Source organism: Streptomyces sulfonofaciens, assembly GCF_014656295.1.
GTDB classification, from domain to species: Bacteria; Actinomycetota; Actinomycetes; order Streptomycetales; family Streptomycetaceae; genus Streptomyces; species Streptomyces sulfonofaciens.
Map to the genome: position 1 here is coordinate 56,231 of NZ_BNCD01000010.1, position 13,920 is coordinate 70,150.

Genomic DNA, 13,920 nt, shown 5'->3' on the forward strand with positions numbered 1-13,920 from the left:
CCGTCACTCAGGGTTGTCCGCGAGGGACCTCGCCGCCTGGACGCAATGGGCGAGCGCGCGCCGCGCGTAGTCCGGGGAGGCGCCCGCGAGGCCGCAGGCCGGAGTGATCACCACGGCCTGGGCGAGCAGCCCCGGTCGCAGCCCCAGCCTGCGCCACAACGTCCTGACACCCTCGACGCTACCGGCAGGGTCTGACAACGGGCCTTCCGTGCCTGACACGACACCGGCGAAGAGCCTGGTGCCGTTCTCCACCGCCTCGCCGATCACATCGTCGTCACGCTCGGTGAGCAGGCGGGCGTCGAAGGAGACCGCGTCCGCCCCGGCCCTGCGGAGCAGCGCGAAGGGCACGTCCGCGGCGCAACTGTGCACGATGACGGCGCCGCCGGCGCCCTGCTGCACCGCCATGACGTCCCGCAGGGTGCCCTCGACGACGGCCCTGTCCACGGCGCCGTGCCTGCGGTAGCCGCTCGCCGAGCGCACCTGGCCGCGCAGCACGTCCGTCAGCGAGGGTTCGTCGAGTTGGAGCACGATACGGGCGCCGGGCACCCGCCGCCGCACCTCCGCGAGGTGGGCGCCGAGCCCCTCGGCGAGTGAGCCCGCGAGGTCGCGGCAGGCGCCCGGGTCGGAGAGCGCCACCTCGCCGCCGCGCAGTTCCAGGGCCGCCGCGAGCGTCCAGGGGCCCACTGCCTGCACCTTCAGCAGGCCCTCGTAGCCCTGGGTGTACTCCTCCAGCGCGTCCAGGTCCTCGCCGAGCCAGGACCTGGCGCGACGCGTGTCCCGGCCCGGCCGGTCGCCGATGCGCCAGCCGCTCGGCTCCACGCGCGCGTACAGCTCGACGAGCATGCCGGCGGTCCTGCCGATCATGTCGGCTCCGGGGCCGCGCGCGGGCAGCTCCGGCAGATACGGCAGTCCCTGGCCGGCCTGGCCGGCTTCGAACGTCCCGGTCACGGTCTTCACGGCCTCGCGGACGTCCGTGCCGGGCATCGACCCGACCCCCGAGGCGCCCTGGGGCCTGAACTCACTGTTGTCGCTCACCCCGGCAGCCTACGGAATCGGCGCCGCGGTGCCGTCGGCGGTGGACCGGCGACCGGCCCCGGGGCGGTCAGCGTCCTGGGCGCACCGTCACGTCGTTGACCTCGGCGTCGCGCGGCAGGTCGAGCGCCATGAGGGCGGCGGTGGCGACGGAGTCCGGGGCGATCCAGCGGTCGGGGTCGTACTCCTTGCCCTCCTGGCGGTGCACCTCGGCCTGCATGGCGGTGCTGGTGCGCCCCGGGTAGACGGAGGTGACCCGGACACCTCCGGCGTGCTCCTCGCCCCGCAGGGCGTCCGCCAGGGCCTTCAGACCGTGCTTGGAGGCGGCGTAGGCGCCCCACTCGGGGCCGGCGGACAGGCCGGCGCCGGAGTTGACGAACACCACGTGCCCGCGGGCGGCCCTGAGCGCGGGCAGCAGCAGGCGGGTCAGCTCGGCCGGCGCCACCAGGTTGACGTCGAGCTGGCGGCGCCAGCTCTGCGGGCCGAGGTCGCCGACCGGTCCCAGCTCGACGATGCCGGCACTGTGCACCAGCGAGTCGACCCGTTCCGGCAGGCTCTGGTGCGAGAACGCCTCGGACAGCGCGCCCGGCTCCGCGAGGTCGCCGACCAGGGTGCGGGCCCCCGGGTACGCGTCGGCCAGTTCCTTGGCGCGGCCCGCGTCCCGGGCCAGCAGCACCAGGTCGTCCCCCCGCTGGTGCAGCCGGCGTGCGACGGCCGCTCCTATGCCCGAGCCTGCTCCGGTGATCACATGTGTAGCCATGGTTGCCATGCTCGCACCCGGGCAGCGGGAGGACCGCACGCGGTACCGGGAAACCGGCACCCCCGAGGCCCGCGGTGCCCCGCGCGCGGTGCCGGGCGGGGCTCACGCGGTGCCGAACGACTCCTCCAGGTAGGCCAGTGCGCCCACCGGCTCCTCGGCGAAGAACACCAGGTCGGTCAGCGGCAGCGGCAGGAAGCCCTCGGCGTCCATGCGCCGGAACTGCTCCTTGAGGCCGTCGTAGAAACCGGCCGCGTTGAGGAGCACGACGGGCTTGGTGTGGTGGCCGTGCTTCTTCAGCTCCAGTATCTCGGTGGCCTCGTCCAGGGTGCCGGTGCCGCCGACCATGATGACGACCGCGTCGGCCTTCTCCAGCAGGAGGGCCTTGCGTTCCGCGAGGTCGCGCGCGACCAGCATCTCGTCGGCCCGCCGGCGCACCCGGTCGGAAAGGAACTCCACGGAGACGCCGAGCAGCCGCCCGCCCGCCTTCTCCACGCCGTCCGCCACCACCTTCATCAGCCCCACGTCGGAGCCGCCCCAGACGAGGGTGTGCCCGCCCTTGCCGAGCAACTCGGCGAACTCGCGGGCGGGGCGGGTGTAGCGCTCGTCGAGGTCGGCAGCGGAGAGGAAGACGCAGATGTTCATGCGCACCACCGTACGGGGGAAGACGCGCGGCCCGTGGGGCGCTGTACAGGACATGACCCAAGGACACACGATCACGATCGAAGAGAGCACCGAGCAGGTGCGAGTGGTGCACAAGGGGCAGGTGCTGGCCGAGAGCAGCCGGCCCCTGGTGCTGCACGAGACCGGCTGCCCGCCGCGCTACTACCTTCCTCCGCAGGACGTGCGCACGGACCTGCTGACCCCGTCGGACTCGCACACGGTCTGCCCCTTCAAGGGCACGGCCTCGTACTGGTCGCTGCCGGACGCCCCGGACCTGGTGTGGGCGTATCCGGACCCGCTGCCGGAGGTGGCGGGGATCAAGGACCACCTCTGCTTCTACGACACCCAGGTGGTGGGCGGGGCGGCCTGAACCGCGCCGGCGGGCGGCCCGGGGCCGCCCGCCGGCCTCAGACGGCCGCCCGCGCGCGGGTGGTCGTCGCGATCGTCGCCGAGCCGACCACCCGTGTGCCGTCGTACAGGACGATGGCCTGGCCGGGTGCCACGCCGCGCACGGGCTCGGCGAAGCTGACCAGCAGGCGGCCGTCGTCGAGCCGGGCGCTGACCTCGCACTCGCCGCCGTGTGCGCGTAGCTGGGCGGTGTAGGTTCCGGGCCCGGTGGGTGCGGTGCCGCACCAGCGGGGGCGGATCGCGGTGAGTTCGCGGACGTCCAGGGAGGCGGCGGGGCCGACCGTCACGCGGTTGTCCACGGGCGAGATGTCGAGGACGTAGCGGGGCTTGCCGTCGGGCGCCGGGGTGCCGATGTGCAGGCCCTTGCGCTGGCCGATGGTGAAGCCGTAGGCGCCCTCGTGGCCGCCGAGCCTGGTGCCCGACTCGTCGACGATGTCGCCGGGCGCGGTGCCGAGGCGGCGGGCCAGGAAGCCCTGGGTGTCACCGTCGGCGATGAAGCAGATGTCGTGGCTGTCGGGCTTCCTGGCGACGGCGAGGCCACGCCGCTCGGCCTCGGCACGGATCTCGTCCTTGGTGGTGACGGTGTCGCCGAGCGGGAACATCGCATGGGCGAGCTGCCGCCCGTCGAGCACCCCGAGGACGTAGGACTGGTCCTTGGCCTGGTCGGAGGCGCGGTGCAGCTCGCGGGTGCCGTCCTCGCGGGTGACGACCTTCGCGTAGTGGCCGGTGCAGACCGCGTCGAAGCCCAGGGCGAGGGCCCGGTCCAGGAGCGCGGCGAACTTGATCTTCTCGTTGCAGCGCAGGCAGGGGTTCGGGGTGCGGCCCGCCTCGTACTCGGCGACGAAGTCCTCGACGACGTCCTCGCGGAAGCGCTCGGCGAGGTCCCAGACGTAGAACGGGATGCCGATGACGTCCGCGGCGCGGCGGGCGTCGCGGGAGTCCTCGATGGTGCAGCAGCCGCGGGCACCGGTGCGGAAGGACTGGGGGTTGGCGGAGAGCGCGAGGTGCACTCCGGTGACGTCGTGCCCGGCCTCGGCGGCGCGGGCGGCCGCGACGGCGGAGTCCACGCCGCCCGACATGGCGGCGAGGACACGGAGGGGGCGCTGCGGGTTCTCAGTCATAACGCCCTCCAGCGTACGGGGCGCCCCCGGCGGGCGGCGCGCCGATACCGCCCCCTCGGGGCGCTCCCCCCTCGGGCTGGGCCGTCGGCCGTGGCGGGCCGTCCGCCGCGGGTGCGCCGCGCGGGTGTGCGGTCCCCCGGCACCCGTGCGGTCCCCCGCGCGCGTGCCGCACGCCCTCCGGGCGGAGGCGCGGTCGGGCGGAGGCGCGGTCGGGCGGAGGCGCGGTCGGGCGGGGGCGCGGTCCCGGGTCAGGTCAGGCCGGCCGTGCGGGCACGGGCCACCGCGGGGCCGATGGCGGTGGCCACCGCGTCGACGTCCGCCCGTGTGGAGGTGTGGCCGAAGGAGAAGCGGAGGGTGCCGCGGGCCAGGTCGGCGTCCGCGCCCGTGGCGAGGAGCACATGGCTGGGCTGGGCCACTCCCGATGTGCAGGCGGAGCCGGTGGAGCACTCGATGCCCTGCGCGTCGAGCAGCATCAGCAGGGAGTCGCCCTCGCAGCCGGGAAAGGTGAAGTGCGCGTTGGCGGGCAGCCGGTCCACGGGGTCGCCGCCGAGGACGGCCTCGGGCACCGCCGTGCGCACCGCCTCGATCAGCGCGTCGCGCAGCTCCGTGCTCTCCCGCGCGAACCGCTCGCGCCGCTCGGTGGCGAGCCGGGCCGCCACCGCGAAGGAGGCGACGGCGGGTACGTCGAGGGTGCCGGAGCGTACGTGCCGCTCCTGGCCGCCGCCGTGCAGGAGCGGCACGGGGCTCTGGTCGCGGCCGAGCAGCAGCGCCCCGATGCCGTACGGACCGCCGATCTTGTGTGCGGAGACGGTGAGCGCGGCGAGTCCGGAGGCGGCGAAGTCCACCGGCACCTGGCCGACGGCCTGCACCGCGTCGGCGTGCAGGGGCACGCCGAACTCCGCCGCCGCGTCCGCGAGTTCGCGGACCGGCATCAGGGTGCCGATCTCGTTGTTGGCCCACATCACCGTGGCCAGCGCCACATCGGCGGGGTTGCGGGCGATCGCCTCGCGGAGCACCTCGGGGTGCACCCGGCCGTAGGAGTCCACCGGAAGGTACTCGACGGTGGCGTTCTCGTGCTCGGCGAGCCACTGCACCGCGTCCAGGACGGCATGGTGCTCGACGGGGCTGGCGAGCAGGCGGGTGCGGGCCGGGTCGGCGGCTCTGCGGGACCAGTACAGGCCCTTCACGGCGAGGTTGTCCGCCTCGGTGCCCCCGGCGGTGAGCACCACCTCGCTGGGGCGTGCGCCCAGCGCCGCGGCGAGCGTCTCGCGCGCCTCTTCGACGGTGCGCCTGGCCCGTCGGCCGGCAGCGTGCAGGGACGAGGCGTTTCCGGTGCGGGCGAGCTGGGCGGTCATCGCCTCGACCGCCTCCGGAAGCATCGGGGTGGTCGCGGCGTGGTCGAGGTAAGCCATGGTGGCCTCGATTCTACGAGGCCCGCTCCGTGGTGCGGACCGGCGCGGGGGTACCGGCCTTCGCCGCGCCGGTCAGCCGGGGATGTTCCAGGACCAGGTGTGGTCGGCGGTGACCAGGACCGCGAGGACGACCAGGTCGGCCACTCCGAGGGACAGCCCGAACAGGGCGCGACCGCGCCGGCCGGTGCCGCGGGCCAGCGCGAGCGAGGACAGCACGATGGCCGTCGGCCCGAGGAAGAGGTTCGCGACCAGCAGGCCCAGCAGTCCGAGCACGAAGGAGCCGACGGCCATCCCGTCGGCGTCCCGGCGCGCGGCCGTCCGCGGTGTGGGCTCGGCGGCGGGAACGGGGCGGTCGGCGGCCGCGTGCGTCCGGTCCGAGGTGCTTCCGGCCGGGGAGAGGGTGAGGTGCATGGGGTGTGCCTCCTGGTGGATCGGTGGATCAGTGGTGGCGGCGGGCGCGCCGCTCGCGGAGGGCGAAGACGGCCAGCCAGACGCCGATGACGGCGGCGGCGACGACGCTCACGGACAGCGGCGCGTGCGCCACCGTGCCGAGCGCGACACCGAGCAGCAGCAGGGCCGCGACGAGGAAGAGCATGCAGACCTCTTTCATGGTCCGTTCCGTGGCCCCGGTCTCAGTGAGCCCGGGTTTCGTACGGCCCCCGGGGCCCCGGCCCCCTGAGTTGCCGGGCCGCGGACTCCCGAGAGTCAGTGAACGAATGTAGTTACAACTGTTCACTGATCTCCAGAGTACCCCCCGCCCGGCTTTCCAAGAACAGAGAACAGTTGTTGACTGAATGGCATGAGTCACACCCTCGGCAAACGGCAGGTCCAGAAGGAGCAGACCCGGCAGGCGCTGCTGGACGCCGCGCTGGCGCTGCTGGCCGACCAGAGCCTGAGCAGCCTGGGCCTGCGGGAGGTCACCCGGGCGGCGGGCATCGCCCCGACCGCGTTCTACCGGCATTTCCACAGCACGGCCGACCTCGGTGTCGCACTGGTCGACCAGGCCCTGGGCAGCCTGCACGAGATGATCGGCACCACCCTCACCGCCCCGGGCGGCATGGACGAGCGGATCGCACGCAGCGTGGACCTGATCGCGGGTCACGTCCGGCGCTACCCGGCGCACGTGCGGTTCGTCGCACGGGAGCGGCACGGCGGGGTGCAGCCGGTGCGGGAGGCCATCGCGCGGCAGTTGGACCGGTTCGCGGGCGAGGTGCGCACGGAGCTGGCGGGGCAGCCCGAGTCGCACGGCTGGAGCGAGGAGGACCTGCTGATGCTCGCGCGGCTCTACGTCGACCACATGGTGATGACGGCCGCGGCGCTCCTGGAGGCACCGCCCGGCGGTGCGGGGGCGGTGGCGGGCCTGGCCCGCCGCCAGATGCGGCTGATGAGCATCGGCCGCAGGCACTGGCTCGACTGACGGCGCCCGCCCGACCCGGTCCGCGGACCCGCGCGCGAACGGCCGCCTGTGGCGCGGGGCCGCGCCCGCACCGGACGCCCCCGCGCCCCGCGGCGGGTGGACGGCGGGTCGCGGGCCCGCGCGGCGGTGTCGTCCGCCGATCGCGATCAGGCCGTCGGGGTCAGGCTGTCGGAGTCAGGCCGTCGCAACGGGGCCGGCCCCCCGGCCCGCCGGCCCCGCACCCTCCGGGCCGCCCTCCCGGCAGGAACGGCGGAGACGGCGGAGACGGCAGGAACAGCGGAAACGGCAGGAACAGCGGAGACGGCAGGAACAGCGGGGACGGCAGCGAGGGCGGCGGCGACCCTCGGCGAGGAGGGCGACGCTCGCCTCCCGCCGCGGCCGCTCGTGCAGTGCCTCCCGCCCCACCCCGTCCCGACGGGGCGGGGACGGGGTCAGATCAGGCCCACTCGGGCCAGTTGCCGCGACTGGGCCACCAGGCGGTCCGCGGTGTCCCATACCTCGGCGTCCTCCTCCAGGAAGCCGCCGGCCAGGTTGCGGGTGGTGACCGACACGCGCAGCGGCCCCGGGGCGGGCCTCGCCCTGATGTGCGCGGTGAGTTCGACCGTGGGCACCCAGCCGGTGAAGCCGAGTTCGAAGGTGGTGGGCGGCAGGGCGTCCACCGCGACCAGCAGGGCCAGGGGATCGGGGTCGCGGCCGTCGGCGAGGCCGAACCAGGCACGCATCTCGCCCCTGCCGGAGGGCGCGCCGAGCGCCCAGCCGAGGGTCGCGGGGTCCAGCTTCATCCGGAGCCGCTCGTGCAGCGGGCTGCCCGGCGCGGGCCGGTCGTCGGGGGCGTCCTCCGGGCCGAGGCACTGCTCGACGGGCGGGAACTCGGGAGGCTTGGCCGCGGTGCGCACATCGTCGGGGAGCGCGTCCAGGTCGCCGTAGGAGGCGAGGACCCGGACGCGCTCGACCTCGTTGCCTTCGGCGTCGTGCTGCACCAGGGCCGCGGTTCCGGTGGAGAGGGTGCGGCCGGTGCGCACGGTCTCGGTGCGGATCACGGCGGGGCCCGGCCGGGAGGCGGTGAGGTAGTGGGCGGTGATGGTGAACGGGTCGGGGTGCGGGAGCTGGTCCCCGAGGGCCCGGCCCAGCAGGGCCAGGAGGTAGCCGCCGTGCACCGCGGCGTTCCCGACGGACCAGCCGGCGGAGAGGGTGGCGTCGTAGACGCCGGGCCCGCGGAGCGTCACCGCCGTGTCGCGGTCGAGCTCGCCGTCACCCTTGGATACGCGTTCAGCCATGCCCGTCAGCGTACGACACGAAAATACTAAGCGGTAGCTTTTCTTGCTCGCCCCCGCCCGGCACCCCGACCGGAGCACGGGCACGCACAGCCGCCCCGATCAGGACCCTCCGCCCGGGCGACCGGTCCCGGCCCGCACACCCCTCGGGGAGAGGCGGCCCCGGCGCCGGCACGGAGGCGGGGCCCGGCCGGACCCGCCGGAGCGTGCGGCGCGGTGCCGGCACCCGCGGACAGTGGCTACCGCAGGCCGGTGACGGCGAGATCGAGGAGCCGGTCGGCCTGGGCGGTGCCCTCGGGGGTGTCGGGGGTGCGCCACAGACAGCTCAGCAGCATGATCACGTCGACGGGGTCGACACCGGGACGGATGTCGCCGGCGCGTTCGCAGGCATCGAGGAGCTGCTGGACGGCCGCGGTGACCGGGGGCCAGGAGGAGCTGATGATCTCCTGCGCCGCGGCCGAGTGGAGGGCCTCGCCGAGGTCGTGCTTGATGCGGACGTAGGCGCTGAGCGTGGTGAACCAGCGGCGCAGCGCCTCCAGCGGGGGATGGGCGGCCAGGAGCTCGGACACGGAGCCGGTGAGGCGGGCGATGTCGTGCCGGTAGACCTCGAGGAGCAGCGCTTCGCGGGTGGGGAAGTGCCGGTAGAGCGTGCCCGGACCGACGCCGGCCCGCTTGGCGATGGAGTTGAGCGAGGCGTCCGGGGACTCGGCGAGGGCGTCGTGGGCGACCTGGAGGATCGCCTCGCGGTTCTTCAGCGCGTCGGAGCGCTGCTGCGGGGCGCCGGTCATCGAGTCCTCCTGGGAGTGCGGGCGGGTGCCCGCGGATAGTGCCGTTTGCGAAACGGAGACCTCTCCGTTAGCGTCGGGCGGGTCGGCGGAGAGTTCTCCGTTTGGCTTCGTTCCCCATTGTAGGAGCCTCCTCATGCGCTATACCAAGCTCGGGCGCACCGGCCTGGACGTCTCTTCGGTCGCGATCGGTGCCATGACCTACGGCGAGCCCGACCGCGGGCACCCGGTCTGGTCGCTGGACGAGGCGTCCAGCCGCCCTTTGATCAAACAGGCCCTGGAAGCGGGCATCAACTTCTTCGACACCGCGAACATGTACTCCTACGGCTCCAGCGAGGAGATCCTGGGCCGGGCCCTGAAGGAGTACGCGAACCGCGACGACGTCGTCATCACCACCAAGGTCCGCCACCCCATGCGCCCCGGCAGTCCCAACAGCAGTGGCCTGTCCCGCAAGACGATCATGACGGAGATAAACAACAGCCTGCGCCGCCTGGGCACCGACCACGTCGACGTCTACATGATCCACCGCCTGGACAACGACACCCCGCTGGAGGAGACCCTGGAGGCCCTCAACGATGTGGTGAAAGCCGGCAAGGCCCGTTACCTCGGCGCCTCCTCCATGCACGCCTGGCAGTTCGCCAAGGCCCTCCACCTCCAGGAGCGCCACGGCTGGGCCCGCTTCGTCACCATGCAGGACCACTACAACCTCCTCGCCCGCGAGGAGGAACGCGAGATGCTCCCGCTGTGCGCCGACGCGGGAGTGGCCACCATGGTGTGGAGCCCGCTGGCCCGCGGCCGCCTCGCCCGCCCCTTCGACCAGGCCGCCGCCACCCCGCGCGCCGCCACCGACGGCGCCTACGCCGACCTGCTCTACAAGGCCAACGCCGACAGCGACCGCCGGATCATCGACGCGGTCGGCGCCATCGCCGGAGAACGCGGCGTCCCCCGCGCCCGGATCGCCCTGGCCTGGCTGCGCCGCAACCCCGTCGTCGCCGCCCCTGTCGTCGGCGCCCGCACCGCCCGGCAGATCGGCGACGCCGTCGCCTCCCTCGACATCGACCTCACCGACGACGAGGCCCGCCGCCTCGAAGCGCCCTACACCCCGCGCCACGACTTCCAGGGCGTCTCCGACGAACGCGAGATGGAACGCATCAAGGCCTCCGTCCCCGGCTACGCCAACCTCTGACACCGCGCCGATCCGCAGGGCTCCGCCTCCGCGGCGGCCGGATGCCGAAAGGCCCCCGGGACGGGCCCGGGCCGTGCGGCCGCCGCGCCGTCCCCTGCGGGGGCCGGGCGAAGCGACGGGAGGTCGGGCTCGGGGTGGCGCGGGGCGGGCTGTCGTTCCGATCACCCGGGCCGCCCGCATCGCACCGTCCGGTCCCCGTGTGATGCCGTGTGGTCCGCAGGACGGGCCGGGGCGGTCGTACTCGTCGGTTCGGCCGTCCGGGGTGGTCACGCCGACGAGGCCGGCGCGTGTACCCAAAGGCCGTGAGGGCCGCGCACGTGGACTTCGCCGCCCTCCAGCAGCGCGACCGCGGCGTCGTGCAGTCACCCGGCGCCGCATGCCCGTTCGCCGTAGCCGTACGAGAACAGGGCCGGGACGGCACCGCCGGCGCCCCGCGGGGGCAGCCCCGCCGACGTCACTCATCCCCGCACGCCGGGCGGCCGGCCGCGCGGCCCGCTGCTCCGGCGCGCGGGAGACGGGTTCACTCCCCGGACGCCGTGCCCTCCGCCGCGGCGCCCTCGGACCCCGTGGCGGGCTCGGCCGCCGCGGCGCCCTGCCCGGCAGGGGCCTCGTCCCTGCCGACCGGGACGAGCTCGATGGCCTCCCTGGCCGCGGAGAGCAGTTGGGTGTCCTGCGGGGCCTGGTCCTCGGCGTTCTCCGGATGGTGGCAGGCGACCCGCTGTCCCGGCTTCAGCTCGATGAGCGGGGGCTCCTGGGTGGTGCAGATCCGGGTCGCCTTCCAGCACCGGGTGTGGAAGCGGCAGCCGCTGGGCGGCGCGATCGGGGACGGCACGTCGCCCTTGAGCAGGATGCGCTCGCTCTTGGCCGAACGGCGCCTGGGGTCCGGGATCGGCACCGCGGACAGCAGGGCCTTGGTGTACGGGTGCATCGGCGCCCGGTAGAGCGACGAGCGGTCCGCCAGCTCCACGATCTTGCCCAGGTACATGACCGCGATCCGGTCGGAGACGTGCCGGACCACGGACAGGTCGTGGGCGATGATCACGTAGGTCAGGCCCAGCTCGTCCTGGAGGTCGTCGAGGAGGTTGACGACCTGGGCCTGGATGGAGACGTCAAGCGCCGACACCGGCTCGTCCGCGATCACCAGCTTGGGGCTGAGCGCCAGCGCGCGGGCGATGCCGATGCGCTGCCGCTGGCCGCCCGAGAACTCGTGCGGGTAGCGGTTGTAGTGCTCGGGGTTGAGGCCGACCACCTCCAGCAGCCGCTGGACCTCCTTCTTGATGCCGCCCTCGGGCGTGACGCCCTGGAGCCGGAAGGGGGCCCCGACGATGGTGCCGATGGTGTGCCGGGGGTTCAGCGACGAGTACGGGTCCTGGAAGATCATCTGGACGTCGCGGCGCATCGGGCGCATACCGCTGACGCCGAGGTGGGTGATGTCCCTGCCCTCGAACTCGACGGTTCCCGCGGTCGGTTCGAGCAGCCGGGTGATCAGCCGGCCCATCGTGGACTTGCCGCAGCCGGACTCGCCCACGACGCCCAGCGTCTCGCCCGAGCGCACCTCGAAGTCGATGCCGTCCACGGCCTTCACCGCGCCGACCTGCCGCTGGAGCATCCCCTTCCTGATCGGGAAGTGCTTCTGGAGCCCGTTCACCTTGAGGAGGACGTCGCCTGCCGCGGCGCCCTGCGTGCCCGTTGACTTTTGGTTCACAGCTTCGGCGCAATCTCTTCGGTCCAGATACGCTCCCGCTGCTCCTGCGTCATGTGGCAGGCCGCCCAGTGCCGGCCGCCGACCTCCTGCAGCTCAGGCCGGACGGTGCGGGTGACGTTGTCCTTCGGGACGTCCGCGTACGGGCAGCGCGGGTTGAAGGCGCAGCCGGACGGGAGGTTGATGAGCGAGGGCGGGGAGCCCTTGACCGGGATGAGCCGGTCGGTCTGCTCGCGGTCCAGGCGCGGCATCGAGCCGAGCAGGCCCCAGGTGTAGGGGTGCCGGGGCTCGTAGAACACCTTCTCCGCGGGCCCGCGCTCCACGCACCGCCCGCCGTACATCACCAGGATGTCGTCGGCGAGCTCGGCGACCACGCCCAGGTCGTGGGTGATGATGATGACCGCGGAGCCGAACTCCTTCTGCAGGTCCCGGATGAGGTCCAGGATCTGCGCCTGCACGGTGACGTCCAGGGCGGTGGTCGGCTCGTCGGCGATCAGCAGCTCGGGGTTGTTGACCAGCGACATCGCGATCATCGCGCGCTGGCGCATCCCGCCGGAGAACTCGTGCGGGTAGCTGTCCACCCGCTTGTCCGGCTGCGGGATGCCCACCCGGTCGAGCATCTCGACGGCCCGGCGCCTCGCGGTCTTCTTGTCCACGTCGTGGTGGACGCGGTACGCCTCCACGATCTGGTGGCCGATCGTGTAGTACGGGTGCAGCGCGGAGAGCGGATCCTGGAAGATCATCGCCATCTCGCGGCCGCGCAGCTTGCGCACGTGGTCGGGGTCGGCGGACAGCAGTTCGGTGCCGTCCAGCCAGATCTCCCCGGAGATGCGCGCCCGGCGCTTGCCGTACTGGCCCGCGGTGTGCAGACCCATGATGCCGAGCGAGGTCACCGACTTGCCGGAGCCGGACTCGCCGACGATGCCGAGGGTCCTGCCCCGTTCCAACTGGAAGTTGAGCCCGTCGACGGACTTCACGACACCGTCGTCGGTGGGGAAGTGCACCTTGAGGTCGCGCACCTCGAGGAACGCGGTGGGCGCGGGCGAGGCGTCGACCACTTCGCCGACGGCCGCTCCGCTCTTGTGGAGTTCGGTCATGCGAGCCTCACTCGGGGGTCGATCACGGCGTACAGGATGTCCACGAGCAGGTTGGCGACGATCACCGCGAGCGAGGTGATCAGCGTGACGCCCAGGATGATGGGCAGGTCCTGGTTGCGGATCGCCGTGAGCACGGCCTGGCCGAGACCGGGCAGGCTGAACGTGGTCTCGGTGAGGATCGCGCCGCCGATCAGGGCGCCGAGGTCCATGCCGAGCATGGTCAGGATCGGCGTCATCGTCGAGCGCATGGCGTGCTTGCCGATGACGACGGGCTCGCGCAGGCCCTTGGCGCGGGCGGTGCGGATGTAGTCCTCGCCCAGGATCTCCAGCATGGTGGCGCGGGTGATCCGGGCGTACATCGCCGCGTAGAGGAACGCGAGGGTGATCCAGGGCAGGATCATGCCGCCGAGCCAGCCGGTGAAGCTGTCGGACAGGGGTACGTACTGGGCGTCGATCCAGCCGAGGCCGTAACTGAAGATGGCCAGGCTGAGCAGACCGGTGAAGTAGATGGGCAGCGAGACACCCGCCAGCGCGACGACCATCGCACCCCGGTCCCACAGGCTGCCGCGCTTGAGCGCGGAGAGCACACCCGCCGCGACACCGAACAGCAGCCACAGGATGGCGGCACCGAGCGCGAGGCCCAGCGTCACCGGGAAGCGGTCGGTGAGCACCGGCCAGATGGCCTGCTCACTGCGGAAGGAGTAACCGAAGCACGGCGCAGCGCAGTGCGTCACATCACCGCCGGCCGCATAGGTGCGGCCCGCGAAGATGCCTTTGAAGAACTCCCAGACCTGGACGAAGATCGGATCGCCCAGACCCAGCTTCTCCCGCACGGCCTCGACGGCGGCCGGGTCGGCCTGCTTGCCGACGAAGGCCGCGGCCGGGTCGACACCCGCCCACTTGGGGACGAGGAAGAAGATGCCGAAGACCACCACGATGATGACCACCAGCATCACCACGGCGGCGAACAGCCGCCTGATGAGGTAAGCGAGCACAGCTATCGGCCCGCTGCGGACCGCGGGCCACCGCCGGCCCCTGCCGGCTCACGCCGGAGGTGCCCAAGTGG

The 13,920-nt window shown here is 73.3% G+C and carries 15 protein-coding genes; 3 read left to right on the forward strand and 12 right to left on the reverse strand.

The window, feature by feature from the left end; all coding sequences use genetic code 11:
• Nucleotides 1-3: 3 nt before the first annotated feature.
• The 3 genes from IE313_RS17555 to IE313_RS17565 form a co-directional block, all read right to left on the reverse strand.
• Nucleotides 4-1,035, reverse strand: a complete 1,032-nt coding sequence (locus tag IE313_RS17555; protein WP_189933223.1) for a methionine synthase — start codon at nucleotides 1,033-1,035, stop codon at nucleotides 4-6.
• A 67-nt stretch (nucleotides 1,036-1,102) separates the two neighbouring features.
• Complete coding sequence (locus IE313_RS17560; RefSeq protein ID WP_189933225.1) at nucleotides 1,103-1,801, reverse strand: SDR family oxidoreductase; 699 nt, start codon at nucleotides 1,799-1,801, stop codon at nucleotides 1,103-1,105.
• A gap of 93 nt (nucleotides 1,802-1,894) precedes the next feature.
• Nucleotides 1,895-2,434 (reverse strand): LOG family protein, encoded by a 540-nt coding sequence (locus IE313_RS17565; protein ID WP_189933227.1) that lies wholly within the window; start codon nucleotides 2,432-2,434, stop codon nucleotides 1,895-1,897.
• Between the two features lie 52 nt (nucleotides 2,435-2,486).
• Here IE313_RS17565 and IE313_RS17570 point away from each other — a divergent pair, with 52 nt between their 5' ends.
• On the forward strand, nucleotides 2,487-2,822 hold the full coding sequence (locus tag IE313_RS17570; RefSeq protein ID WP_189933229.1) for a DUF427 domain-containing protein: 336 nt from the start codon (nucleotides 2,487-2,489) through the stop codon (nucleotides 2,820-2,822).
• A gap of 37 nt (nucleotides 2,823-2,859) precedes the next feature.
• On the opposite strand, the gene mnmA is transcribed toward IE313_RS17570, so the two are convergent.
• The 4 genes from mnmA to IE313_RS17590 form a co-directional block, all read right to left on the reverse strand.
• Complete coding sequence (gene mnmA / locus IE313_RS17575) at nucleotides 2,860-3,981, reverse strand: tRNA 2-thiouridine(34) synthase MnmA (protein ID WP_189933231.1); 1,122 nt, start codon at nucleotides 3,979-3,981, stop codon at nucleotides 2,860-2,862.
• Between the two features lie 248 nt (nucleotides 3,982-4,229).
• Complete coding sequence (locus tag IE313_RS17580) at nucleotides 4,230-5,393, reverse strand: cysteine desulfurase family protein (RefSeq protein ID WP_189933233.1); 1,164 nt, start codon at nucleotides 5,391-5,393, stop codon at nucleotides 4,230-4,232.
• A 72-nt stretch (nucleotides 5,394-5,465) separates the two neighbouring features.
• Complete coding sequence (locus IE313_RS17585; protein WP_189933235.1) at nucleotides 5,466-5,804, reverse strand: hypothetical protein; 339 nt, start codon at nucleotides 5,802-5,804, stop codon at nucleotides 5,466-5,468.
• A 28-nt stretch (nucleotides 5,805-5,832) separates the two neighbouring features.
• A complete protein-coding gene (locus tag IE313_RS17590; protein ID WP_189933594.1) occupies nucleotides 5,833-6,003 on the reverse strand; it encodes a hypothetical protein in 171 nt (56 codons plus the stop codon).
• A 189-nt stretch (nucleotides 6,004-6,192) separates the two neighbouring features.
• On the opposite strand from IE313_RS17590, the gene IE313_RS17595 reads away from it, so the two are divergent.
• Nucleotides 6,193-6,810, forward strand: coding sequence for a TetR family transcriptional regulator (locus IE313_RS17595; protein ID WP_189933236.1), 618 nt, complete (start codon nucleotides 6,193-6,195; stop codon nucleotides 6,808-6,810).
• Nucleotides 6,811-7,241: 431 nt separating this feature from the next.
• Here IE313_RS17595 and IE313_RS17600 read toward each other — a convergent pair whose 3' ends face one another.
• Nucleotides 7,242-8,087, reverse strand: coding sequence for a thioesterase family protein (locus IE313_RS17600; protein ID WP_189933237.1), 846 nt, complete (start codon nucleotides 8,085-8,087; stop codon nucleotides 7,242-7,244).
• Nucleotides 8,088-8,323: 236 nt separating this feature from the next.
• Entirely contained in the window at nucleotides 8,324-8,872 is a 549-nt protein-coding gene (locus IE313_RS17605) for a TetR/AcrR family transcriptional regulator (protein WP_189933239.1), read from the reverse strand.
• A gap of 133 nt (nucleotides 8,873-9,005) precedes the next feature.
• On the opposite strand from IE313_RS17605, the gene IE313_RS17610 reads away from it, so the two are divergent.
• Entirely contained in the window at nucleotides 9,006-10,055 is a 1,050-nt protein-coding gene (locus IE313_RS17610; RefSeq protein WP_189933241.1) for an aldo/keto reductase, read from the forward strand.
• A gap of 520 nt (nucleotides 10,056-10,575) precedes the next feature.
• Here IE313_RS17610 and IE313_RS17615 read toward each other — a convergent pair.
• Genes IE313_RS17615 through IE313_RS17625 form a run of 3 tightly spaced genes read right to left on the reverse strand, consistent with a single transcriptional unit; the run spans nucleotide 10,576 to nucleotide 13,849 of the window.
• Entirely contained in the window at nucleotides 10,576-11,760 is a 1,185-nt protein-coding gene (locus tag IE313_RS17615) for an ABC transporter ATP-binding protein (RefSeq protein WP_229924724.1), read from the reverse strand.
• Complete coding sequence (locus IE313_RS17620; protein ID WP_189933243.1) at nucleotides 11,757-12,854, reverse strand: ABC transporter ATP-binding protein; 1,098 nt, start codon at nucleotides 12,852-12,854, stop codon at nucleotides 11,757-11,759. The genes IE313_RS17615 and IE313_RS17620 overlap by 4 nt, the downstream gene beginning before the upstream one ends.
• Complete coding sequence (locus IE313_RS17625) at nucleotides 12,851-13,849, reverse strand: ABC transporter permease (RefSeq protein WP_189933245.1); 999 nt, start codon at nucleotides 13,847-13,849, stop codon at nucleotides 12,851-12,853. The genes IE313_RS17620 and IE313_RS17625 overlap by 4 nt, the downstream gene beginning before the upstream one ends.
• Between the last annotated feature and the right edge of the window lie 71 nt (nucleotides 13,850-13,920).